General features: G+C 70.1%; 17 protein-coding genes and 2 pseudogenes. 17 read left to right on the top strand and 2 right to left on the bottom strand.

Annotated elements, in window-relative coordinates; all coding sequences use genetic code 11:
* Positions 1-387 precede the first annotated feature (387 nt).
* The 15 genes from ACZ5TL_RS00455 (at position 388) to ACZ5TL_RS00385 (ending at position 18757) form a co-directional block, all read left to right on the top strand.
* A complete protein-coding gene (locus ACZ5TL_RS00455; RefSeq protein ID WP_468586156.1) occupies positions 388-1236 on the top strand; it encodes a 2-amino-3,7-dideoxy-D-threo-hept-6-ulosonate synthase in 849 nt (282 codons plus the stop codon).
* A gap of 116 nt (positions 1237-1352) precedes the next feature.
* Positions 1353-2459 (top strand): 3-dehydroquinate synthase II family protein, encoded by a 1107-nt coding sequence (locus ACZ5TL_RS00450; protein WP_468586154.1) that lies wholly within the window; start codon positions 1353-1355, stop codon positions 2457-2459.
* 7 nt (positions 2460-2466) lie between these two features.
* Positions 2467-3117 carry an amidohydrolase family protein gene (locus ACZ5TL_RS00445; RefSeq protein ID WP_468586152.1) on the top strand — a complete coding sequence of 217 codons (651 nt, stop codon included), beginning with the start codon at positions 2467-2469 and terminating at the stop codon, positions 3115-3117.
* A gap of 107 nt (positions 3118-3224) precedes the next feature.
* Entirely contained in the window at positions 3225-4541 is a 1317-nt protein-coding gene (locus ACZ5TL_RS00440) for a phenylacetate--CoA ligase family protein (protein ID WP_468586150.1), read from the top strand.
* A 74-nt stretch (positions 4542-4615) separates the two neighbouring features.
* Positions 4616-5836, top strand: coding sequence for an FAD-dependent monooxygenase (locus ACZ5TL_RS00435; protein ID WP_468586148.1), 1221 nt, complete (start codon positions 4616-4618; stop codon positions 5834-5836).
* Positions 5833-7065, top strand: coding sequence for an aspartate kinase (locus tag ACZ5TL_RS00430; RefSeq protein WP_468586146.1), 1233 nt, complete (start codon positions 5833-5835; stop codon positions 7063-7065). The genes ACZ5TL_RS00435 and ACZ5TL_RS00430 overlap by 4 nt, the downstream gene beginning before the upstream one ends.
* A 290-nt stretch (positions 7066-7355) precedes the next feature.
* Positions 7356-8798 (top strand): MFS transporter, encoded by a 1443-nt coding sequence (locus ACZ5TL_RS00425; RefSeq protein WP_468586144.1) that lies wholly within the window; start codon positions 7356-7358, stop codon positions 8796-8798.
* Positions 8795-10417 (top strand): FAD-dependent monooxygenase, encoded by a 1623-nt coding sequence (locus ACZ5TL_RS00420; RefSeq protein ID WP_468586142.1) that lies wholly within the window; start codon positions 8795-8797, stop codon positions 10415-10417. Before ACZ5TL_RS00425 ends, ACZ5TL_RS00420 begins: the two co-directional genes overlap by 4 nt.
* A gap of 76 nt (positions 10418-10493) precedes the next feature.
* Entirely contained in the window at positions 10494-11759 is a 1266-nt protein-coding gene (locus ACZ5TL_RS00415; RefSeq protein ID WP_468586140.1) for a 3-deoxy-7-phosphoheptulonate synthase, read from the top strand.
* Between the two features lie 42 nt (positions 11760-11801).
* Entirely contained in the window at positions 11802-12572 is a 771-nt protein-coding gene (locus ACZ5TL_RS00410) for a 2,3-dihydro-2,3-dihydroxybenzoate dehydrogenase (protein WP_468586138.1), read from the top strand.
* Between the two features lie 137 nt (positions 12573-12709).
* Entirely contained in the window at positions 12710-13384 is a 675-nt protein-coding gene (locus tag ACZ5TL_RS00405) for an isochorismatase family protein (protein WP_468586136.1), read from the top strand.
* Entirely contained in the window at positions 13381-15300 is a 1920-nt protein-coding gene (locus ACZ5TL_RS00400; protein ID WP_468586134.1) for an anthranilate synthase family protein, read from the top strand. Before ACZ5TL_RS00405 ends, ACZ5TL_RS00400 begins: the two co-directional genes overlap by 4 nt.
* An 84-nt stretch (positions 15301-15384) precedes the next feature.
* Positions 15385-17037 (top strand): FAD-binding oxidoreductase, encoded by a 1653-nt coding sequence (locus ACZ5TL_RS00395; RefSeq protein ID WP_468587044.1) that lies wholly within the window; start codon positions 15385-15387, stop codon positions 17035-17037.
* 47 nt (positions 17038-17084) lie between these two features.
* Complete coding sequence (locus ACZ5TL_RS00390; protein WP_468586132.1) at positions 17085-17537, top strand: cupin domain-containing protein; 453 nt, start codon at positions 17085-17087, stop codon at positions 17535-17537.
* 155 nt (positions 17538-17692) lie between these two features.
* The gene (locus ACZ5TL_RS00385; protein ID WP_468586130.1) at positions 17693-18757 is read left to right on the top strand and encodes a methyltransferase; all 1065 of its coding nucleotides are present in this window, start codon (positions 17693-17695) and stop codon (positions 18755-18757) included.
* A gap of 102 nt (positions 18758-18859) precedes the next feature.
* On the opposite strand, the gene ACZ5TL_RS00380 is transcribed toward ACZ5TL_RS00385, so the two are convergent.
* Together ACZ5TL_RS00380 and ACZ5TL_RS00375 are read right to left on the bottom strand one after the other, a co-directional pair.
* Entirely contained in the window at positions 18860-19606 is a 747-nt protein-coding gene (locus ACZ5TL_RS00380) for a glucose 1-dehydrogenase (protein ID WP_468586128.1), read from the bottom strand.
* A 100-nt stretch (positions 19607-19706) separates the two neighbouring features.
* Complete coding sequence (locus tag ACZ5TL_RS00375) at positions 19707-22526, bottom strand: helix-turn-helix transcriptional regulator (RefSeq protein WP_468586126.1); 2820 nt, start codon at positions 22524-22526, stop codon at positions 19707-19709.
* Between the two features lie 650 nt (positions 22527-23176).
* On the opposite strand from ACZ5TL_RS00375, the pseudogene ACZ5TL_RS00370 reads away from it, so the two are divergent.
* Together ACZ5TL_RS00370 and ACZ5TL_RS00365 are read left to right on the top strand one after the other, a co-directional pair.
* Positions 23177-23449 (top strand): annotated as a pseudogene (locus tag ACZ5TL_RS00370) (asparaginase domain-containing protein); the annotation flags it as partial.
* A gap of 47 nt (positions 23450-23496) precedes the next feature.
* A pseudogene (locus tag ACZ5TL_RS00365) lies at positions 23497-23574 on the top strand (hypothetical protein); the annotation flags it as partial.
* Positions 23575-23617: the final 43 nt, after the last annotated feature.

Here is a 23617-nt window from a genome sequence, read left to right as displayed (position 1 = left end):
ACACCTCAGATATAGAAGCACGCCTCCATAAAACACACCCCTATATGTAGAAGGAGGTGCGTACCTGCGCGGATGCCGCTCGGTGATCGCCATGCCGCATCCGCGAGTGCCCCTGCTGGAGGCCCGCCCTTCCCCAGCGCTCACCGAGCGCCCGGAAGCCGTCCAGCGACCCCTCCGTGAGCGCCTCGCCCTTCTGGAGATACCCCGCCCCGCACAGTGCGTGCGAACGGGAACCACTGCGCGCAACTCTTCCGTCGACGGCGCCACCGCAGACCGTCGGAGCCCGCAATCTCCCGTGCCCCGGGTCGCCGGATCGCGTAAACGGGCGATGCCGAGGCCGCAGTTCACCGCGGAGACTGCGGGTAAAGCCCGTAGAGGAGAGGGACAATGATGTTCGCGAATCTCTCATTCGGTCGGAGGCTCCGGCTGAGGCGGCTGTTCGGCACTGGCGACGACCGGCTCTTCGTCGTGGCGATGGACCACCCCATCACCGACGGCCCGATCATCGCGCGGGGCGGCGGCCTGGGGTCCCTCGTGGCGGAAGTCGCTGCCAACGGTGCCGATGCCGTGGTCCTGCACAAGGGCGGCCTGCGGCAGATCGACCCGGCCCGGCTCTCCGGGACCTCCCTCATACTCCACCTGAGCGCGAGCACCGCACAGGCTCCCGACCCCGACGCCAAGTACCTGGTGAGCGGGGTGCAGGAGGCGCTGCGGTACGGAGCGGACGCGGTGAGCGTGCACGTCAACCTCGGCTCAGCGCAGGAGCGGGAGCAGATCGCGGACCTCGGCAGGGTGTCCGACCTGTGCGACCGCTGGAACGTGCCGCTGCTGGCGATGGTCTACCCCCGTGGACCGAAGGTGACCCATCCAGGGGACCCGCAACTCGTCGCCCACGCCATCACGCTGGCGGCGGAACTCGGCGCGGACGTCGTCAAGACCTCCCACGCGGGTACGCCGAGCGAGATGGCCGATGTGGTCAAGGGCGCGCCCATCCCGGTCATCGTGGCCGGCGGTCCGCGCAGGAGCTCGGTGCCGGACGTATTCACCTACGTCGAGGAGGCGATGAGCAGCGGGGTTTCGGGAGTGGCGATGGGTCGCAACGTCTTCCAGGCGGCCGATCCGGGCACGATGACCCGCCGGATCGCGGAACTGATCCACCCGGGCAGCCATGTCGGCCCACGCGAGGCGGCGGCCGTGCACCCCGAGGTGCGCTCGCCTCAGCCCGTGCTGGGCTGAGTTCCACGGTCGTCAGAGACGGCCCGGCACCACTTGAGCACCACCTCACGCAGACCTGTCCCAGGGGCCGATCGATCGCAACCGGTCCCAACCGATCCCAGCAGGAGACAACACCCATGAAGATGAGCTGGCTGGACATCCGCGGTCTCGGCGAGGCGAAGGAGGCCATCCTCCAGGAGGCACTGCACTACCGTGTCGAGGCCGTCGTCGCCGACGACCCCGCGGACTTCGCCGAGCTGCCCCCGACCTTGTCCAAGGTCCTCTTTCCGGAGGGCAAGAAGCTGCCGGAGGACTTTGGGGACGCCACGATCGTCATCGTGGACCCCGCCCGGCACGGTGCCACCACGGCTGAGCTGGCGGAGCGTCACCCCGGCGTGGAGTTCGGGCGCTTCGTGGAGATCGTCGACGCGGCCACGCTGGAGGACGCGTGCGAGTCGGCGCGCACCGAGCAGTGGAGCCTGCTGCTCTTCCGGGACCCCACCAAGATTCCGCTGGAGATCGTGATCGCCGCCGCCGCCCGGTCGACCGGCAGTCTGATCACCGTTGCCAAGGACGTGGAAGAGGCGGAGATCATCTTCGGGGTGCTGGAACACGGTTCCGACGGTGTGATGGTGGCTCCCACGGCAGTCGGCGAGACGGCCAGACTCAAGGCCGCTGCCCAGGCCGACACGCCCCAGCTGGAGCTGGTGCAGCTCAAGGTCACGGCGACCGCGCACGTCGGCATGGGTGAGCGTGCCTGCGTCGACACCTGCACGTACTTCCGCGAGGACGAGGGCATTCTGGTCGGCTCGCACTCCAAGGGCATGATCCTGTGCGTCAGCGAGACGCACCCGCTGCCGTACATGCCCACCCGCCCGTTCCGGGTGAACGCCGGTGCCATCCACTCCTACACGCTGTCGAAGGACGAGCGCACCAACTACCTGAGCGAGCTCCAGTCGGGCAGCAAGGTGATGGCCGTGGACGTCAAAGGAAACACCCGGCTGGTCACGGTCGGCCGGGTCAAGATCGAGTCGCGTCCGCTGATCTCGATCGACGCCCTCGCGCCCAACGGCCAGACGGTCAACCTCATCCTGCAGGACGACTGGCACGTCCGGGTGCTGGGTCCCGACGGGGTCGTGCTCAACAGCACAGAGCTCAAGCCCGGTGACACCGTGCTCGGTTACCTTCCCAGCGAGGACCGCCACGTGGGCTACCCGATCGACGAGTTCTGCCTGGAGAAGTGAGTCCGGCATGGTGGAGCCCCGGATATTCGACTTCCACGTCCGGCTCGCGCCCGTGTCCGGGGCGACCTACCGCCTGCTGGAGCTGATGGACGCGAGCGGCATCAGCCGTGCGGTGGTCTGCGCCGGCGGGACCATGCCGCTGGCGCAGCTGTCCCGGTTCCTGGTGGAGGGCGGGCATATCGAGTCCGACGTGGACAACGACGCGGTACTGAAGGCGTGTGCGGCGTCCGACGGACGTCTGGTGCCGTTCTTCTTCGCCAATCCGCACCGCGACCCGGACCACTACCGCGCCCGCGCGGACGAATTCCGGGGCGTGGAGATCTCGCCGGCGGTGCACGGTGTGCCGCTGGCGGACCCCCGCACCGTGGAGATCGTGGCGGCCGCCGGCGAGATCGGCCACAGCGTCTACACCGTCTGCCTGGAGCGTCCCGGCAGCCGCGTCGCCGACCTGGTCGCGCTGGCCGGCGCCCACCCCGAGGTCACCTTCGTCCTCGGGCACGCGGGCATAGGCAACATCGACCTGTACGCGGTCGAGACGGTGGCCGACCAGGAGAACATCCTGGTGGAGACCTCGGGTGGATACACCGTCGTCCTGCGTGAGGCAGTGGCGCAACTGGGCGCCGACCGGGTGTTGTTCGGCTCCGAGGCACCCATCTAGCACCCCGAGGTCGAGCTGGCCAAGCTGCGGCACTCCGGGATCAGCGACGACGACCGGCAGAAGATCGCGTGGCACAACGCCGTCCGGCTGCTGGGACTGGAGGACATATGATCGCGCGTCCGGACCGACTGCCCCGGCTGGGAGACTGGTCGACGTACCAGGAGCTGTCGCGGCTCCAGCGGCAGCAGCTGCCCCAGGTCCTCAAGTGGGCCGCCAAGTCCCCTTTCTACCAGGCCAAACTGGCCTCGGGCGGATGGCCGGAAGGCCCGGCGGACTTCGCCGCGCTGCCGACCACGGCCAAGACCGAGCTGCGGGACAACTACCCGTTCGGCATGCTCGCCGTGCCGCCCTCGGAGCTGGCCACCTACCACGAGTCCAGCGGCTCCACCGGGCAGCCCACGCCCTCGTACTACACCGAGGCGGACTGGCTGGACCTCGCCGAGCGCTTCGCCCGCAAGTGGATCGGCATCACCGCCTCGGACACCCTGCTGGTACGCACCCCGTACGCGATGCTGCTCACCGGGCATCTCGCCCACGCGGCGGGCCGGTTACAGGGCGCCACGGTGGTCCCCGGCGACAATCGCTCACTGGCCATGCCGTACGCACGCGTGGTCAGGGCACTGCACAACTTGGGCGTGACCCTGACGTGGTCCATGCCCACCGAGTTGTTGCTGTGGGCCGCGTCGGCCCGGGCGCTGGGGCATGAACCCGATCGGGACTTCCCCGCGTTGAGGGCCCTGTTCGTCGGCGGCGAGCCGCTCAGCCCGGCCAGGCGGGCCCGGATCAGCAGGCTGTGGGGCGTCCCGGTGGTGGAGGAGTACGGATCCACCGAGACCGGCTCCCTGGCCGGTGAATGCCCCGAGGGCCGGCTGCACCTGTGGGCCGACCGGGCCCTGTTCGAGGTGTGCGACCCGGGGACGGGCCGGATCACCCGGGAGGGCGCGGGGCAACTCGTCATCACCCCGCTCTACCGCCAGGCAATGCCGCTGCTGCGATACAACCTGGAGGACTCCGTCGAGGTCTCCTACGACCCCTGCGCCTGCGGCTGGGTGCTGCCCACCGTCAAGGTGCTGGGGCGGGCGATCCACGGCCATCGGGTCGGCACGACGCTGATCACCCAGTACGAGCTGGAGGACATCGTCTACCGGCTGCCTTACGAGTACGGGGTGCTGTTCTGGCGTGCCCAGACGGCCGGGGACCGGCTGCGGGTCGAGATCGAGGTCGCGCCGGAGCACGCGGTGGCCGCCGAGGCCGAGCTGACGGTGGCCCTGGAGCGCGAACTGGCCGTGGTCTCCCTCGTGGGCTCCGTCCCTCCGGGAACGCTGGTGCCGCACGACGTCCTGACCCGGGCGCCCGACGTGGTCAAGCCCAGGAGCCTGTTCGGCCCGGACGAGGACTGGAACAACGCGGTTCTCTACTACTGAGGACGGCGACAACGCCGCTGACGACGGGAACATCGCCGTTCTCCGTCACCGACGACGACCGGAGCCGATTCGCCATGAACTCATCGCATCGCAACGAACGCGCGGAATCCGGGGACAGCGCCGTCCGGGTCGCGGTGGTGGGCGCCGGAATCGCCGGCCTCACCCTGGCCCTGGCACTCGACCGGGTGGGCATCCACTGTGAGGTCTTCGAGCAGGCTCAGGCCCTGCGCGAAGTGGGCGTCGGCGTGCAGATCGCGCCCAACGCGACCCGGCTCCTGCGTCGGCTCGTGCCGGCTGAGCAGCTGGACGAGGTGGCCGTGCGGCCCGCAGCCGTGGAGATGCGGCGCTGGGACGACGACCGGCTCCTCAACCGCGCCGAACTCGGCGCCGCGATCGAGGTTCGCCACGGAGCGCCGTACTACCTGATGCACCGGGCCGATCTGCACGAGGTGCTGCGCTCCCGCCTCGACCCGGGCCGACTGCACCTGGCTCGTCGGTGTGTGCGGGTGGAGGAGCGCGCGGACCGGGTGCTCCTGCACTTCCAAGGCGGTTCCGTACGGGAAGCCGACCTGGTGGTGGGCACCGACGGTATCCACTCCGTTGTGCGCGAGGCACTGGCCGCGGACCGGCCGCGGTTCTCCGGGCAGTCGATGTACCGCGGCCTGGTGCCGGCCGGGGAACTGCCCTTCCTGATGGACGAGCCCAAGGTCCGGCTGTGGTTCGGACCCGAGCAGCACTGCGTGTGTTACCCGGTGAGCGCTGGTGACTGGATCAGCGTCGGCGCCACCGCTCCGGCCGGTGACTGGAACACCGAGTCCTGGACGGCGCAGGGCCGGACCGAGGAACTCCTGGACACCTACCGGGGGTGGAGCGAACAGGTGAGGGCTGTGCTCAGCGCGTTGACCACCGTCAGCCGATGGGCGCTGCACGACCGGGATCCGCTGCAGCGATGGACCAGCGACCGGATCGCGGTGGCCGGCGACTCGGCCCACCCGATGCTGCCCTTCATGGCGCAGGGCGCCAACCAGGCGATCGAGGACTCCGTAGCACTCGCCGCGTGCCTGGCCGGCACCGGTCCGCAGGGCATCCCGGCCGCACTCGCCCGCTACGAACGGGTGCGCAGACCACGCACCGACAGGATTCAGCGAATGTCCCGGGCGAACTCACGCACGTTCCATCTGGACGACGGCGAGGGGCAGCAGGAGCGCGACGCCGCCCTGGGCCGGCAACAGGCCCGGGACCAGGAGTGGCTCTTCGACCACGACGCCGAAGCACTGGTTGAGGTCCCGCTGTGAGCGTCCTGGTACAGAAGTACGGCGGGACGTCCCTGGCCGGGCCGGACCGGCTCCGCCATGTCTCCGAGCGGGTGGCCGCGGCCCACCGGGCGGGCCGCGGCACGGTCGTCGTGGTCTCCGCGCGCGGCGACACGACCGACAGGCTCCTGGAGCTGGCCGCCGAGGCCGGCGGGCCGCATGCGGCGACGCGGGCCGCCCGGGAGACCGACCAGTTGCTGGCGACCGGCGAGTACGCCTCGGCCGCCCTGCTGGCCCTGGCACTGGACCGGCTCGGCGTACCGGCCGTCTCCCTCACCGGGCCGCAGGCCGGTCTCCGGGTGGCCGGCCGGCACGGCGCGGGGATGATCGACCGGATCGACACCGCACGACTGCACCGGGAGCTCGCCGCAGAACGGGTCGTGGTGGTCGGGGGTTTCCAGGGCGTCAACGCCGAGGGTGACGTGGTCACCCTCGGCCGCGGCGGGTCCGACACCACGGCTATCGCGCTCGCCGCCGTCCTCGGTGCCCGGCGTTGCGAGGTCTACACCGATGTCGAAGGCGTCTGCACGGCCGACCCGCGGATCGTGGCGTCGGCCCGCACATTGCCCGTGGTGCCCCCGGACGTCATGGTCGAGATGGCGTTCTCGGGCGCGAGGGTCCTGCATTCCCGCTCGACGGAACTGGCCGTAGCCAGAGGAGTTGAGGTGCACGTCAGGAGTTCTCTGGTCCCCAGGGAGGGGACGGTGGTGCCCGCCGTGGGGGCGGCGGTGCTGGAGACTGGGAGCGCGGTCACGGCCATCACCTCGGACCCCGAGGCCGCCCGGGTGCTCGTGCACGCCCCGGGCGGTGCGGATCTCGCCCCGACGGTCCTGGCGCTGTTGGCCGGAAAGGCGGTCCCTGCCGACCTGGTTGCACGCTCCGGCCCGCACGAGGACGAGTTCCGCATGGGCTTCACCGTGGACGCGGGGGCCGTGGAGCTGATCCGGGAGCCGCTGGAGGAACTCGCCGGCGGGGCGGGCGGCGGCATCCGGATCGACACGGATGTCGCCAAGATCTCGCTGGTCGGAGTAGGTCTGCTGAACCGGCCCGAGTACCTGGCACGAATGACGTCCACTCTGTCCCTCGCCGGCATCACCACGAGCTGGGTCTCCGGCTCACAGCTACGTGCCTCGGTGATCGTGCCCGGACGGCACCATGCGGCGGCCATACGGCTGCTGCACCAGGAGTTCGGCCTGGCGAACGGGGGCTGACCAGAGAACGGCCCCGATCGGCGTGAGCCGAGGGAAGATCGGCTCGGCTCGGGGAGAGCGTGCGGAGGCGGCAGGCCCGGTGCCCGTTTCATGCGGGGCAACGGGTCTGTCCCTTTCCTCAGTTGGGTTCCGTTGGCGCCACGCCATTTCACCGCCGGTTCACGCAGAGCGATCCCCCGCGGGGCCAGGTCACCACCATCGCGCGAAGACGTGATGTTCGCGCCTTGATGCCTGGCGAGGATGGCCGTGGCGCATAACAGACGCACTCTGGAGCAGCGGGAGCCGACCGTATGACGAGTGACACGCGATCAACCGTCCGCGATCCCTGGGCGACCTTCAGAATCCTCGCGCTCATCGAGTTCATCACGGTCCTCGACATCTCGGTCGTGAACATGGCCCTGCCGTCGATCCAGCAGGACCTGGGCTTCTCCGCGACCGGCCTGGTCTGGGTGGTGGACGCTTTCGTGCTGGCCTACGCGGGCTTTCTGCTGCTGGCCGGCCGGGCGGCGGACGTCCTCGGACGCAAGGGGCTGTTCCTGGCCGGCGTCGCAGTCTTCACCCTCGCCTCGCTCGGCTGCGCGGTCGCGACCGAGGATTGGCACCTGGTGGGCAGCCGGGTGGTGCAGGGCCTCGGCGCCGCCATCGTGGTGCCCACCACCCTGGCCCTGATCACCGACATCTTCCCCGAGGGCCCGCAGCGCAACAGGGCACTGGGCATCGCCAGCAGCATGGGCAGCGTCGCCGCAGCGGCCGGGGTGCTGGTCGGCGGCCTGCTGAGCGACATCGCCTGGCAGTGGGCGTTCCTGGTCAATGTCCCGATCGGGGCAGCGGTGTTCGTGGCCGGCCTCCGGCTGGTGCCCGATGTGCGCCCGCGGTCCGGCGGCAGCATCGACGTCGTCGGCGCCCTCACCATGGCGCTCGGAGTGTGCGCCCTGCTCTTCGTGATGATCCGTGCCGGCGCGCACGGCTGGACGTCCGCCGGCTCGCTGGGAGGTTTCGCCCTCACTGCGCTGCTGTTGGCGGTGTTCGTGTGGCGCCAGCGCACGGCCCGCCTCCCTCTGATCCCGACGGCTTTGCTGCGGCAGCGGAACCTCGTCGTAGGCAATGCCGTCATCTTCCTGGTGGGCGCGCTGATGTTCGCCACCTTCCTGCTCATCACGCTCTACCTGCAGAACGTCCGGGGCTACGGACCGGCGATCGCCGGCCTGATGTACCTGCCCATCCCGGTGGCCACCTTCGCCGGTACCCAACTCGCCCCCCGCCTGCTCCGCTTCGGTCCCGGCACCTCTCTGCTGCTGGGACTGGCGACGCAGGTTTTGGGACTCCTCTGGTGGGCGGTCGTGATCGGCGACCACACGAACCCTGTGCTGGACGTGCTGGCCCCGACCGTGCTGTGGAGCCTCGGCGTCGGTGTGTCCATCGTCAGTGCGTACGTGGTGTGCACCCTGGGGGTGTCCGGCGGGAGCGCCGGTGCCGCCTCGGGCCTCGCCACCACCAGCCACCAGGTCGGTGGGGCGATCGGCCTCAGTGCGCTGGTGGCCGTGGCCGACGGCCGCACCCGCTCGCTGCTCGACGGCTCCGGGCCCGTCTCCGAGACCGCCGCGTTGACCGGCGGCTACCGCTGGGCGCTGTGGGGCGCGGTGGGCATCGCCGCCGCGGGGGTCCTCCTCACCCGTCTGATGACCTTCCGCGGCCCCGATGACGCCCTCAACCCTGAAGGAGAACCAGCATGACCGGCGACCAGGCGAACATGAGGCCGACCGCGCCCGAGGAGCATGCGGTCCTGATCGTGGGAGCGGGTCCGGTCGGCGCGACGCTGGCCCTGGAGCTCGCGCACCACGGCGTGCACAGCACAGTGGTCGAGTCGGGCACGACCGTCTCCGCCCATCCGAAGATGGATTTCATCAACGGTCGCAGCATGGAGCTGCTGCGCCGCCTCGGGGTGGCCGAGGAGATCCGCCGCCGCGGGGTGGCCCCCGACGAGCCGTTCAACTTCCTGTGGACGGTGGAGCCCGACCGTCCGCCGGTCTCCGTGTGGGCGTACCCCTCGGTGGAGGGGATGCGCTCCCGGTACGCGGGGGTCGAGGACGGCTCGGCACCGCTGGAGCCGTACCAGCGCCTGCAGGGCTCGCTCCTGGAGGACGTGCTGCGCGGCCGGCTGCGCGAGCACCCGCTGGTCGATCTGCGCGAGGGCTGGACCCTCAGATCCCTCACCGACCACGGCGACGTCGTCGAGGCGGTGCTGTACGACGAGACCGAGGGCGTGGCACGGACAGTGCGCGCGGATTATCTGGTCGGCTGTGACGGAGGCGGCAGCACAGTCCGGCGGGAGGCCGGCATCGAGACCGAGCAGATCGGGCCCGCCACCCGCCACTGCGATGTGTACTTCCGCAGCGCCGACCCTGCCCTGCTCCGCAACGGGAAGTTCTTCCTCACCATCGCCGCGGGCGGGGTGACCCTGGTGAACCGTGACGGCAAGGGCACCTGGACCGGCACCTTCGTCCTTCCCGAGGGAGAACCGGAGCCCGCGGAGCCGCTCGACGCCGTCAAGCGGGGCCTCGGCATCGACTTCGAGGTCGACGAGGTGATCAACGTCGCCCACTGGTATGGGCGGCTGGCCGTCGCCACCGCCTATCGCAGAGGGCAGGTCTTCCTCGCGGGCGACGCGGCCCACCAGTTCTATCCAACCGGTGGCCACGGCGCGAACACCGGCCTGGGCGACGCCTGCGATCTGGGCTGGAAGCTCGCCGCCGTCCTGAACGGCTGGGGAGGCCCAGGCCTGTTGGACGCGTACGAGGCCGAGCGACGCCCGGTCGCGCTGTTCAACCGGGAGATGTGCGCCAACCTGCTCGCGGTGTGGACCCGTTTCCCGCGACTGGCCGCGCTCGGCGCGACCCGCCCGCAGCTCGCCGCGTACCTCGGCAACGAGAGCTTCCAGATCGACAACGTGGGTATCCACTTCGGCTATCGGTACAACGCGTCCCCGATCGTGGCGCACGAGGCGGGGCAGGAGCCCGACTGGCAGTGGCAGGCCATCACACCGACCACCTGGCCCGGTGGCCGACCGCCGAGCGTACGGGTGGCCGACGGCACCGCGCTCTTCGACCAGCTGGGCAAGGAGCTGACCCTCGTCGATCTGTCCGGTGAGAAGCGCGGCAAGGCCCTCGCGGACCAGGCGCGAAACGCGGGGCTGCCGCTCGTCCTGCTCAGCGTCGACCACGCCGGGGTGCGCGCGGTGTGGGAGCGGGATCTCGTCCTGCTCCGTCCCGACCAGCATGTGGCCTGGCGTGGCGACGAGGCACCTGGGCCGCAGGAGTGGGACAACCTGCTCGACCGGATCAGGGGCGCGTGACTACACGGGCTCGAACGTCCCTTCAGGTTCCTCCACTCATCGAGCCCCACAGCGGCCAGTCGACAAAGGGTATGAGATGTCAGACACCTACGTTCCGACCGATGTGGCGACCTCGGCCGTGGCGACCGCCCGGTGTGGTCTCACCGCTGACCTCGACTCCGATCTCGCCTTCTTGGCGTCGAGCCCCGCCCACCAGCAGCCCGACTGGGCCCACGATCCGCGGCTCGCGCCGGCACGGCGGGAGCTGGCGGCGGCCCCCGGACTGGTCCGTGCGGAGGACGTGGCCGCCTTGCGGCAGCTGCTCGCGCGGGCCGCCGCCGGAGAACTCCTGGTGGTGCAAGCCGGAGACTGCGCCGAGGACTTCGCCGAGTGCACCTCTGGCCACATCACCCGTAAGGCGGGGCTGTTGCATGTCCTGGCCGGGATCGTCTCGGCCAACACCGGCCAGCCGGTGGTGCGCGTCGGTCGCATCGCCGGCCAGTTCGGCAAGCCGCGGTCCGGGTCCGTCGAACGGATCGGCGACCTCGAACTGCCCGTCTACCGCGGCAGCATGGTGAACGGCCCGCAGCCCGACCCGCAGGTCCGCCGCCCCGACCCGGGCCGGCTCGCCGAGGGCTACCGGGCCGCGAGCAGCGCCATGGAGCACCTGGGCTGGGCCGGCCAGGAGCCGCGAGCGGGCAGCGACCCACGGCCGCCCGGCGGTGTACCGGTGTGGACCAGCCACGAGGCACTGCTGCTCGACTACGAGGTGCCCATGCTGCGCCGCGCCGACGACGGCAGGGTGTTCCTCGCCTCCACCCAGTGGCCCTGGATCGGCGACCGGACCAGGCAGTTGGACGGCGCCCACGTGGCGCTGCTGGCCGGGGTGGCCAACCCGGTGGCGTGCAAGGTCGGCCCGACCCTGTCGCCGGGTGCACTGGTGGCCCTGTGCGAGCGCCTCGATCCGCTGCGCGAGCCGGGCCGGCTGACGCTGATCGCCCGGCTGGGCGCGGACGCGGTCGCCGCCCGGCTCCCCCCGTTGGTCGCCGCGGTGCGCGAGGCCGGGCATCAGGCGCTCTGGCTGACCGATCCCATGCACGGCAACACTGTCCCCGGTCCCGACGGCCTGAAGACCCGGTTCGTGGAGGCGGTTCTGCGCGAGCTCAGGGAGTTCCGGGCAGTGATGGCCCGGGTCGGCGGCGTAGCGGGCGGCATGCACCTGGAGTCCACTCCCGACGAGGTCACCGAGTGTGTGGCTCACCCGGGCGAGCTGGGGCGGGTCGGCGAGAAGTACACGAGCCTGTGCGATCCGAGGCTCAATCCCCAGCAGGCCGTCACGGTGGCTGCGGCCTGGGAGGCGTGAACAGCAACGGCAGACGATCAGGCAGGACGAGACGGGGTAGGCATGACGGACAAAATCGCTGTGGTGACCGGTGCCGCGGGCGGTATCGGTGAGGCCGTGGCTCAACTCCTGGGCGAGCGGGGTGTCACCGTCGCCGCCGTGGACAGGGAGCGGGATCGCCTGGAGGAGACCGTGTCCAGGCTGTCCGCCAAGGGGCTGTCGGTCGAGGCGTTCCCGGCGGACGTGACGTCGGCGGCGGCCGTCGGGTCCATGGTGGACGCGGTCGAGCACCGGCTGGGGCCGGTGGAGAACCTGGTGAACGCGGCGGGGGTGCTCAGGCTCGGCCGAGCCCGGAACCTGACCGAGGAGGACTGGCTCACCACCTTCGCGGTGAACGCCACGGGTGTCTTCCTGACGTCCCGTGCGGTCGCCGACCGGATGGTGCCGCGCGGGCGGGGAGCGATCGTCACGGTCGCCTCGAACGCGGCGGCCACGCCGCGTACGGAGATGGCCGCCTATGCCGCGTCCAAGGCCGCGGCCACGATGTTCACCAAGTGTCTGGGCCTGGAGGTCGCCCGGTACGGGATCCGTTGCAACGTCGTGGCGCCCGGATCCACCGACACCCCGATGCTCAGCTCCATGTGGCACGACGAGTCCGGTCCGGCGGGCACGATCCAGGGCCGGCCCGAGGAGTTCCGCGTTGGGATTCCGCTGCGCCGGATCGCCCAGCCGGTCGACGTGGCCCGGGCGGTCGCGTTCCTGCTGTCCGACGAGGCATCCCACATCACCCTGGGCGGCCTGACGGTGGACGGCGGCGCGGCTCTCGGCGTCTGAGCGGAGCGCGAGGCGACGCCGGAATCCTGGCAGCCCCTGAGCGGCCGTGCGCCCGGAATCCCTGTCGGCGCCGAGCGCGACAGCGTGCGTCCGCCCTCACCACCCCACACACCCCTTGACCCCACGAGGAGACGGGCATGAGCAGCATTCCCCACCCACCTGGAATTCCCCGCATCGAGGCCTACCCCATGCCGGATCCGGGCGGGCTGCCCGCCAACACGGCGCACTGGTCGCCGGATCCGGAGCGCGCCGTCCTGCTCGTCCACGACATGCAGCGCTTCTTCCTCCAGACCCTTCTCCCTGGACTGTCCCCCTACGAAGACCTCGTCCGCAACGTCGCGCTCCTACGCGAGCGGTGTGCGGCCGTCGGCGTACCCGTGGCCTACACGGCACAGCCGGGGTCGATGACACAGCAGGAGCGAGGACTCCTCAACGACTTCTGGGGCCCCGGGATGACCAGGGCACCAAAGGACCGGCAGGTGATCGAGGAGGTCGCCCCACGGCCCGGGGACTGGGTGTTCACCAAGTGGCGCTACAGCGCCTTCTTTCGCTCCGGTCTGCTGGAACGCATGCGGGAGGCCGGCCGGGACCAACTGGTCGTCTGCGGGCTGTACGCGCACATCGGTGTGCTGATGACGGCGGTGGAGGCGTTCACCAACGACATCCAGCCCTTCCTCATTGCCGACGCGGTCGCCGACTTCTCACCGGAGCACCACCGGTTCGCGCTGGAATACGCGGCACAGCGCTGCGCCGTCGTCATGACCACCGACACGCTCCTCACGCGACTCGGGACCGTCGGAGCGGCTCGATGACCGCCGGGCCGGAACACGTGGTCGCACCCGATCTGCTGGGACGCGTCCTGGGTTCGCAGCCGCCGCCCTTCGCGCTGCTGTACCGCCCCGAGACCGCGGTGGGCCTGCTGGATGTCGTGGTCGGCGATGTCGCCGCCGCGGACACGCTGGCCGAGCTGCCGGTGCCGGTGCCCTCTGCGACCCCCTCGGCCGCACGGCACCAGCTGCTGGCGCTGCTGCCCTTCAGGCAAATCTCCGAACACGGCTTCGCCTGCACCGACGACGGTGAGCCGCTGGTGACGATGGCGGTCACCGACCAGGCGGCCATCACCCTGGTCGAGGCGCTGCAACGGCTCCCCTCGGTGCCGATCGAGCTGGCCGACAAACATTTCGACATATCCGACGAGGCGTACGCGGGGCTGGTGAGCACCGTGATCGAGGAGGCCATCGGCGAGGGCGACGGGGCGAACTTCGTCATCAGACGGTCCTTCGTCGCGGACATCACCGGCTACACCACGGCCCACGCTCTGACCTTCTTCCGCCGCCTGCTGGAGTGTGAGCAGGGAGCGTACTGGACCTTCCTGGTGCACACGGGGGAGCGGACCTGGGTCGGCGCCAGCCCCGAGCGGCATGTCAGCCTGCACGACGGCACCGCACTGATGAACCCGATCAGCGGGACCTACCGCTATCCCCAGGGTGGCCCCACGCTGTCGTCCGTGCTGGACTTCCTCGCCGACCCCAAGGAGACCGACGAGCTCTACATGGTCGTCGACGAGGAACTGAAGATGATGACCCGTCTCTGCCCCGAGGGTGTCCGGGTCACGGGGCCGCACCTCAAGGAGATGGCCCGGGTCGCCCACACCGAGTACTTCATCGAAGGGGACACCACACGCGACGTGCGTGACGTCCTCCGCGAGACGATGTTCGCGCCGACCGTGACCGGCAGCCCGCTGGAGAACGCCTGCCGGGTCATCAAACGCTACGAGCCGGGCGGTCGCGGCTACTACAGCGGCGTCGTCGCCCTCATCGGCCATGACGAGCGGGGCGGGCGGACACTGGACTCCGCGATCCTCATCAGGACGGCCGACATCGACCGCTCCGGCCGCCTCCGGGTCGGCGTCGGTGCCACGATCGTGCGGCACTCCGACCCGGCCTCGGAGGTCTCCGAGACCCGGGCCAAGGCGGCCGGGCTGCTGGCCGCGCTGAGTGGCAGCGACCAGCGGTTCGAGGCGCACCCCGAGGTCCGGGCGGCCCTGGACCGGCGCAACGCCACGGTCTCCGGCTTCTGGCTCACCGACGGCGACGCCCGGATCGCACCGGACCCCGGTCTGGTCGGCCGCACCGTGCTGGTCGTCGATGCCGAGGACACCTTCACCTCCATGCTGCGGCTGCAGTTGTGCGCCCTCGGGCTGACGGTACGGGTGAGGCGTCACGATGAGCCGTACACCCTGGACGGGCACGACCTCGTAGTGCTGGGCCCGGGGCCCGGCGACCCCCGCGACCTGCGGCACCCCAAGATGGCCCGTTTGCGCGTCGTGACCCGGCAACTGCTGGACGAGGGGCGCCCGTTCCTGTCGATCTGCCTCAGCCACCAGATCCTGGCCGGGGTGCTCGGCTTCCCCCTGATCCGCCGGGACGTGCCCAACCAGGGTGTGCAGCGGGAGATCGATCTGTTCGGCAGCTTCGAACGCGTCGGTTTCTACAACACCTTCGCCGCCCGTCACCGGCCCGGCTGTGCCGACCGGCCCGGCGGGGACACCATCGAGGTCAGCGCCGATCCGGAGACCGAGCAGGTGCATGCGCTGCGAGGCAGTCACTTCGCCTCGATGCAGTTCCATCCCGAGTCTCTGCTCACCGAGCGCGGGCCGCAGATTCTGGTCCGGACGCTGAGGGGGTTGCGGCAGGGGCGGGCGGTCCCGGATCCCGCGAAAGCGTGATGCAGCGGACTTGCCCCAAGCCCCATTCTCACCAGGAACTGGCCGCACGGAGCCAGGGAAGAACGAGGAGTGCACGTGGGTGAGATGACACGCCGGTCGGTCCTGGCCGGCACGGCGGCCGCAGGGGGGACGCTGATGGTCGCGGGCACCGCCGCCGCAGCCCGGGGGGAGACGACAGCGGCTGTGCCGACCGCGGCCGACGTGCCGGCACAGATCCGCGGCGCGGACCTGACGGTCCGTCCGGGGGACCACCGGTACGGGGACCTGGTCAGGGGCGAGAACCACCGCTTCGTGGGCAAGCCGGAGTACGTCCGGCTGTGCACCACACCCGCGCAGGTCCTGGAGGCCGTGCAGGCGGCGGTACGGGCCGGCAAGCGTATACAGGTGCGCAGCGGCGGTCACTGCTACGAGGACTTCGTCTCGAACTCCGAGGTGCAGGTGGTCCTCGACCTGTCGGAGATGAAGGCGATCTCCTACGACCCCGCCCGCCGTGCGTTCGCCGTCGAGGCTGGTGCGACGGTGGGCGAGGTCTACGAGACGTTGTTCAAGGGCTGGGGAGTGACCGTCCCGGGGGGCTCCTGCCCCAGCGTCGCGGTCGGCGGCCAGGTGGCGGGCGGCGGTTACGGCCAGCTCAACCGCTCGCTCGGCCTGATCGTGGACTACCTGTACGCGGTCGAGGTCGTGGTCGTCGACGCGGGCGGCGTCGCACGCCGGGTCATCGCCACCTCGGAGGCGAGCGACCCGAACCGGGACCTGTGGTGGGCGCACACCGGCGGTGGCGGCGGTACCTTCGGCGTCGTCACGCGCTACTGGTTCCGGACCCCGGGCGCGACCGGCACCGACCCCACGCGGCTGCTGCCCAGACCTCCGGCCGAGCTGTGGATCAGCCGGGTGGTCTGGCCGTGGGCCAAGCTCGGCGAGGCGGACTTCACCCGGCTGGTGGGCAACTACGGCATCTGGTGCGAGCGCAACAGCGCGGCCGACTCCCCGTACGCGGCGCTGTTCGCCCGGCTCACCCTGACCCATCAGGCCAACGGCCTGATCACCCTCGTGTCGCAGATCGACGCCTCGGTCGCAGGCGCCGAAGGGCTGCTCAACACGTTCAACGCCGCCATCGGCGAGGGCATCGGGACCAAGCCCGACGTCTGGGACCACCGCAAGCTGCCCTGGCTGCACAGCACCACATGGCGCGGCATGTTCGACGGTGACTCCACCTACCGTGCCGACTTCAAGTCCTCGTACATGCGCACACGCTTTCCGGACGCGCAGATCGCCGCGATGTACCGGAACCTGACCCGCACCGACTACGCCCATCCCACGGCGCTGGTGCAGATCTCCACCTACGGCGGCAGGACCAACACCGTCGCGCCGTCGGCCACGGCTGTGGCGCAGCGCGACTCGGTGATGAAGCTGCACTACCTGGTCGGCTGGGGCGACGAACGCGACGACGCCCGGCACATCGCGTGGATCCGGGAGTTCTACCGGGACGTCCACTCGGCGACAGGCGGGGTTCCGGTGCCGGACTCCGTGACCGACGGATGCTTCGTCAACTACGCGGACATCGACCTCGGCGACCCGAAGTGGAACACCTCGGATGTGCCCTGGACCAAGCTGTACTTCAAGGAAAACTACGCGCGGCTCCAGCAGGTGAAGGCGCGTTGGGACCCGCGCGACACCTTTCGCCACGCCCAGTCGGTGAGGTTGCCCGGCGCCACGGCCCAGGAAGGGGGCGCGTGACCATGCCGGCCCCTGTCGTCCGCCGTCCCGAGGACGGGTTCAGCCTGGTGCACCCCAAGGTCACCGAGCGGGTGGCTCTGCCGAGCACGTCGACGGGCGGCTCGTCCAGCCTGATGGACATCACGCTGGCGCCGGGCGGTCTGCTGGCGCCGGTGCACACTCACCGGTTCGAGGACGAGACGGTGTATGTCGTCGAGGGGACCGTCGGCGCCCTTCTCGGCGACCGGGAGGTCGAGGTGGGGACCGGCTCGGTACTCTTCGCGCCGCGCGGCGTCCGCCACACGTTCTGGAACGCCGACAGGAGCGGCATCACACGGTTCGTCATGGTGATTTCGCCGGGAAACCTGGACGAGTACTTCGCCGGAATCGACGATGTGGTCGGCCCGGTGTCCTCCCCCGATCTCGACGCGTTGCTGGCACACGCCGCGAAGTTCGGCATTTCCCTGGAACTCGACAGCGTTTCTCATTTGGCCCATCGGCACGGGGTGACGCTGGACTGACCGGAGATCGCGTACTCACGTGATGACCGACCGTGCTGCCCCGAGACTACGTTTGCGACACGAAGCGCATGAATCAAAGAGCAATACCGATGAAGTGAACGGGCCGAAAAGCAGGCTTCGATCAATCAAGAGCGAAAACAAGGAGTTGGCGGAACATGTCCCATGCCCTGGGTCCGCGTCTTGAGCATCCGGCGGAGGCAGCGCTGCGTCCGCTGTACAAGGCGCATTACCGGTTCCAGTTCCTGAGTGCAGCCTTCCGGGCCGGCCTGTTCACCGTCCTGGCTTCGTCACCGGGCCTGAGCCGGTCCGAGATCGCCAAGCGGCTGGAGATGGAAGAGCAGCCGACCCGGATTCTGCTGCTCGGCTGCACGGTGGCCGGCTTGGTCGCCAAGGAGGGCGATGCATACTTCAACACCGCGATCTCGGAGCCGCTGGCGGCCGATGTCACCGATCTGCCGGGCGCGTTCGTCCCGTTCGAGCACCACCTCACCTACCGGGCGATGGGTTGGTTCTACGAGGCGCTGAAGGCGAACACCAACGTCGGCCTGGACAAGGAACTGCCCGGTGAGTCGAGCACCATGTACGGGCGGCTGGTCGACCATCCCGAGCTGGAGACCACGTTCCACCACATGATGGGCGGGGTCAGCCGGTCGGTCGCTGAGGACCTCGCGCGCAAGCTGGACCTGTCGGAGACCCGCCATCTGCTCGACGTGGGCGGCGGCACCGCGGTCAACGCGACCGCGCTCGCCCGGCGCTGGCCTCACCTGCAGATCACGATCGCCGACCTGCCCACGGTGGTCGAGGCCGCGAACGCCCGTATCGCGGAGGCCGGTCTCGGCGACAGGGTCCGCGCGGTGGGGCTGGACGTCTTCAACGACGAGCTGCCCGGCGGCTGCGACGGCGTGATCTTCGCGCACTTCCTGGAGATCTGGTCGGTGGACCGCAACAGGATGCTGCTGGAGAAGGCGGCCCGAGCCCTGAAGACCGGCACGAAGGTATTCGTGCTGACGCCCTTCCAGGAGGATGACGAGACCGGGCCGGAGCTCGCCGCGTACCTGTCGGCGTACTTCCAGACGCTCGCATCGGGCGAGGGCATGGTGTACACCGCCAAGGAGTACGAGCAGTGGCTCACCGAGGTCGGCTTCGAGCCGTCCGGCCGGTTCTACGTCGGCGGTCTCAGCGATGTGCTGATCTCGGGTGTCAAGCGCGACGTCTCCTGACGCCGGGTACCGACCCTCATGGCAGTGAACGCGACTCGCCGGGTCCGCCCCATGGGCGGACCCGGCGAGTCAGAGCGGGCCGACCGTGCCCGCTCAGGGTTTCTACTCGAAGCCGCCGTTGACCGCGATGGCCTGGGCGGTGACCCAGCGGGAGTCGTCGCTCGCCAGGAACGCCACGACGTCGGCCAGGTCGGCCGGTTGGCCGAGACGGCCGAGCGGCGTCGCGCCGATGATCTGGGCCTCCGCCTTGCGAGCCTCCTCGGACAGCATGTCGGTGTCCGTCGGGCCGGGGAGCACGGCGTTCACGGTGATGCCGCGGGCGCCCAGGGCGTGGGCGAGCGAACGGCTCAGCACCTCGACACCGGCCTTGGTCGCGCCGTAGGCACCCATGAAGGCGATCCCGCCGTTGGGCAGCCCGGCCGCGATGTTGACGATCCGGCCCCCGTCACGCAGCCGCGAGCTCGCCTGCTGGCCGGTGAAGTAGACGCTCTTGAGATTGACCGCGAGCAGCTGGTCGAACACCTCCTCCGGCAGGTACTCCAGCGGAGCCGCCGCGAACATCGCCGCGTTGTTCACCAGGATGTCGACACCGCCGAACTGCTCCTCGGCCGCGTCGAACAGCCCCTTCACATCGCCGCTGCGGCTGACATCGCCTGCCACGGCCAGGGCGCGTCCGCCCGCCGACGTGATCGCCGCGACCACGTCCTCGGCGCTCTGCTTCGCGCCGTCGCGCTCGGCACGGTAGTTGACGATCACAGCGGCACCGTCACGGCCGAGCCGCTCGGCCACCGCACGACCGATGCCACGGGTGGCTCCGGTGACTATGGCGACCTTGTTCTTCAGAGACATGAATGCCCTTTCTGTGACGGGATCGGAAGTGGGTGCCCAGCAGCCGTCCTCGGCGGTGGTGCCCAGCTTGGGAGTCTCGCGGTAGACGCGTGCGGGGACATCACGCCTTTACGTGATCCGGGCTGAGTCGCGCCTTGCGCTTCTGGTCGGCCAGCAGCGCGTGCCGGGTCAGTTCCACCCGGCTGGATATGCCCAACTTGGCGAAGGCGTGCCGCAGATGCGTGTCCACGGTGTGCGGGGAGAGGAACAGCCGCTGGGCGACGGCCCGGTTGGTCAGCCCCTCGGACACCAGCCGCACCACTCGCAGTTCGGCCAGGGTGAGACTGTTCCAGCCGGTTTTCGCCCGGGCCAGGGGTTTCCATTTCTTGGGACGTACCCCCAGGTTGCGCAGGTCGCGGCGGGCCCGCGCCATCGAACGCTTGGCGCCGCACTGAGTGAACAGCTCCAGCGCCTCTTCCAGGACGGTGATCGCCCGGCTCCGCCGCCCAGCCCCGATCTCACCGTGCGCCACGTCCATCAGGGCGAGGGCGCACGCCAGTTGCCGCGGCCCGCCCCGGTAGGCGTTCACCGCGGCGTGCAGGGCGTCGAGATCGCCGCGGACCAGTCCCTCCGCGTGGTGGGCGGCGGCCGTCAGTGAGACCGTTCCCGGTGAACCGTCGGCCAGAGCGCGGGCCACCCGCGCGGTGCTCTCCGCCCGTTCCGAGGCCCCGGCATCGAGTGCGAACCGCACCATCGCCGGAGCCGCCCAGGCGATCTCGGTCAGCAGGATCGGACGGTCCTCCAGCCTGTCGTAGACCGGAGCGAGGGCGGTCACGGCACCCTTCGGGTCCTCGTGCGCGTACGCCAGCTGAGCCTGCACCCATGCCAGCGACTGCGGTGGGAAGCGGTAGCCGGAGCCCCCCAGCCGCCGTGTCTCGCGGACCAGGTCGCAGGCCTGTGCCAGCTCGTCCCGGTGGATGGCCACCTGCCCCAGAATGAGCAGCAGCGACGGCATGATGGCCAGTGCGCCCAGCCGTTCGGCTGCCTCCTTGCCGGCCAGGGCGGCCGCCTCGGCGTCGTCCAGCCGGCCCGCCATCATCCGCGCCTCGGCCCGGCCGAAATACCACAGCGGAAGAGACCAGGCGGAGCCGAGCTCCTGTGTCTCCTGCTCTCCCCGGTCGAAGGCGGCATCCGCCTCGTCCAGCCGGTCGGCCGCTGTGAGGGCCCGCCCCAGCCAGAACCGGGGGTGCCGGTGACGCGCCTCCGGCCCCGACTCGTCGGCGAGCCGCACCGCGTCCACGGCGTGTGTGACCGCCTCGTCGATCCTGCCGAGGGCGCGTGCGGCCGCGCTGCGCGCGGTGGCGGCGAAGGCGGCCGTCGACGGCTCACCGAGCTCGATCGCCTGTACCGCACGGGCTTCGGCCCGCTCCGGTTCATCACAGTTGAGCAAGGCATGGGCCTGTACGGCGAGCAGTTGGCCCCGGACCGGGGCCGGCGCCCCAGGCATGCCGAGGGCGCGTTCGGTGTGGTCGACCACGAGCGAGTCCTGGCCGGCGTGCTTGAGCGCCTCGGCCAGCCCGACGTACACCTCGGGCCCCGTCGCGTACAGCGCGGACTCGCCCAGCTCACGAGCTTCGGCGATGCGCCCGGCCGAAGCCAGCAGCCGTACCGTCCGGGCGACCAAGTCCGCACGCTCGGGGGCGTCGGCCGGCACCAGGTCGAGCGCCTGGTACAGCATGTCGGCGGCGGCGCCGGGAGCGCTGCCGGCCAGTTCTTTCGCCGCCTCGCACAGCGCGGCGATGGTCTGCGCGTCGTCCTCGCCGCCGCCCCGCACCAGGTGCAGGGCCACTTCGGCGCGCGGCCCGCCGGACTGCTGAAGGGCGGCGGCGGCTTCCTGATGCAGGGCGCGGCGCAGTGGCCCGGACAGCCGTTCGTAGACGGCCTCTCTGATGAGGTCGTGCCGGAAGGAGAACGTGACGCCTTGGTCGGCCAGCAGATCCGTCTCCACTGCCTCCTCCACCTGGGACATCAGGGAGATGGGCCGACAGCCGAGCAGCGCCGACACTTCGTTCAGTGAGAAGGGACGGTTCAGGACGGCTCCGGCCTCCAGCAGCCGACGGGTCGCCAAGGACAGATGGCGCAGCTGCGCGCTTACGGCCGAGACGAAGTCGGAGGGCAGGTTCTCGTCGGGAGCCACCATCGCGGCGCCGCCCACGATGGAGACCCGGCCCTGCACGCGCAGCGTCGTCAGCAACTGCTTGAGCAGGAACGGATTGCCTCCGCTGCGCATGGCCAGTGCGGTGAGCCCTGGACTGGCCGGGGCACCGAACGCGTGGGTGCAGTACTCCTGGATGGCTGCGGAGTCCAGCGGTCGCAGCTTGACGCACCGTGCGAAATCCTCGTCCGGCCGTTCCATCAGCTCAAGGCAACTGCGCCGCTCGCTGTGGGTGCTCCTCGCCAACAGCCACATCACCGGCAGATCGCGCAGCCGGGGGATCAACGTCACCAGTGCCAGCTCGGTCAGCTCGTCCGTCAGGTGCGCGTTGTCCAGGGCGATGAGGAGCGGTCGGTGCCGTACGTGCTCCTCGATCAGATTCCCAATGCAGTCCAGCAGCCATAGGCGGTCGGCCTCCGTGCCACCGTGGGCCCTCAGCTCCACGAGACCGTCGCCGTCGATGACCGGTGGTTTGCTGGTACGAAGGGTGGTGAGCAGCAGGGAAAGCGGGGCCACCCGGTTCAGTTCGGTGGCCTGGCCCGCTGCCGCCGTCATTCCCATTTTCTCGGCCTGCTGCAGGGCTTCCGAGAGGAGGTGACTCTTGCCGATTCCTGCCGATCCCTCGAACTGCAGGAAACGGCCGGTGCCCGACATGGTTGTTTCAAGTGCCTGGCGAATAAGTGACAGTTCGGTGTTGCGCCCGACCGTCGAAATGCGTTCCCCCATTTTATCGCTACCCCTCACGAGACCCGTCGAAGGTGCCGGTCAGGGGCCCGCCAGGGACACGCAGCCGTCCGGTTCGTCCAGCCGCGCGCTTTCTTTCGTAAATCCGGTCTTCTGTTGTTCATGTCTCCATGCCCTCTCAGGGGGGAGGACTTATGGGGCGGTCATTCCCCCGGTCCGTGCCCCTGCAGCCGCCCCGTTGAAGGATGAAGAATCTCCACCAATTCTGTCAATGGGCATTTCACCTGACTGGTGATGTCGAGATGCGTCGGGAAACGCGCCGGAAAGTTTAATATGAAACCACGGGGTAAGTAATGCCTACCGGATGAAATGGCTGATTTTAGCCTGGCCTTTGGCGCGACTGAGTGAGTCGCCCCGGATCCAGAGACGGTCGGCGCACAGACGGCTCCACCGCCCGAGCAGCTGGTGAACACCCTGCGTACCCGGACGGCGCCGACCCGATGGCCTGCGTGAACCACTCGTGAAGCCGTGCTCGGCGGCGTCCGGACAGGGGGGGCAGGGGGATATGACGGAGTCGGTCAGGAACGTGGCGGTCTTCTCCCTCGGCGGCACGATCGCCATGACCACCGACCCAACCACCGGAGGCGTCGTACCCGCTTTCGGCCCACGAACTCCTCGCCGCGGTACCTGCTCTGGCCACGAGCGGCATCGGCCTCAAGGTGCGGGACTTCCGGCGTCTGCCCGGCGCCTCCCTGACCTTCGATGACCTCGCCGCGCTGTCGGCCGCGATCACGGCGGAGCTGGAGGCCGGTGACGTCGACGGCGTCGTCATCACCCAGGGCACCGACACCATCGAGGAGACGGCCTTCCTGCTGGACCTTTACCACGGCCACGAGCAGCCGGTCGTCGTCACCGGCGCGATGCGCAATCCCACCCTTCCCGGCGCCGACGGCCCTGCCAACATCCACGCCGCCGTCCTGGCCGCCGCCGACCCCGGCCTGCGGGGCGCCGGCTGCCTCGCCGTCTCGGCGACGAGATCCACTCGGCACGGACCGTCCGCAAGTCCTACACCACCAGCCCCGCCGCCTTCACCTCACCAGCAAGCGGCCCGATCGCGCGGATCGCGGAGAACC

This window comes from Streptomyces sp. NPDC033136 (assembly GCF_055578235.1).
This window is presented reverse-complemented; position numbering and strand designations above follow the sequence as displayed.

Bases quoted from the DNA above. Each gene is read 5' to 3' on its own strand.
- ACZ5TL_RS00445 (WP_468586152.1), top strand. From the start codon at position 2,467: ATGGTGGAGCCCCGGATATTCGACTTCCACGTCCGGCTCGCGCCCGTG.
- ACZ5TL_RS00455 (WP_468586156.1), top strand. From the start codon at position 388: ATGATGTTCGCGAATCTCTCATTCGGTCGGAGGCTCCGGCTGAGGCGG.
- ACZ5TL_RS00400 (WP_468586134.1), top strand. From the start codon at position 13,381: ATGACCGCCGGGCCGGAACACGTGGTCGCACCCGATCTGCTGGGACGC.
- ACZ5TL_RS00425 (WP_468586144.1), top strand. From the start codon at position 7,356: ATGACGAGTGACACGCGATCAACCGTCCGCGATCCCTGGGCGACCTTC.
- ACZ5TL_RS00380 (WP_468586128.1), bottom strand. From the start codon at position 19,606: ATGTCTCTGAAGAACAAGGTCGCCATAGTCACCGGAGCCACCCGTGGC.
- ACZ5TL_RS00440 (WP_468586150.1), top strand. From the start codon at position 3,225: ATGATCGCGCGTCCGGACCGACTGCCCCGGCTGGGAGACTGGTCGACG.
- ACZ5TL_RS00395 (WP_468587044.1), top strand. From the start codon at position 15,385: ATGACACGCCGGTCGGTCCTGGCCGGCACGGCGGCCGCAGGGGGGACG.
- ACZ5TL_RS00450 (WP_468586154.1), top strand. From the start codon at position 1,353: ATGAAGATGAGCTGGCTGGACATCCGCGGTCTCGGCGAGGCGAAGGAG.
- ACZ5TL_RS00385 (WP_468586130.1), top strand. From the start codon at position 17,693: ATGTCCCATGCCCTGGGTCCGCGTCTTGAGCATCCGGCGGAGGCAGCG.
- ACZ5TL_RS00405 (WP_468586136.1), top strand. From the start codon at position 12,710: ATGAGCAGCATTCCCCACCCACCTGGAATTCCCCGCATCGAGGCCTAC.
- ACZ5TL_RS00375 (WP_468586126.1), bottom strand. From the start codon at position 22,526: ATGGGGGAACGCATTTCGACGGTCGGGCGCAACACCGAACTGTCACTT.
- ACZ5TL_RS00435 (WP_468586148.1), top strand. From the start codon at position 4,616: ATGAACTCATCGCATCGCAACGAACGCGCGGAATCCGGGGACAGCGCC.
- ACZ5TL_RS00415 (WP_468586140.1), top strand. From the start codon at position 10,494: ATGTCAGACACCTACGTTCCGACCGATGTGGCGACCTCGGCCGTGGCG.
- ACZ5TL_RS00410 (WP_468586138.1), top strand. From the start codon at position 11,802: ATGACGGACAAAATCGCTGTGGTGACCGGTGCCGCGGGCGGTATCGGT.
- ACZ5TL_RS00420 (WP_468586142.1), top strand. From the start codon at position 8,795: ATGACCGGCGACCAGGCGAACATGAGGCCGACCGCGCCCGAGGAGCAT.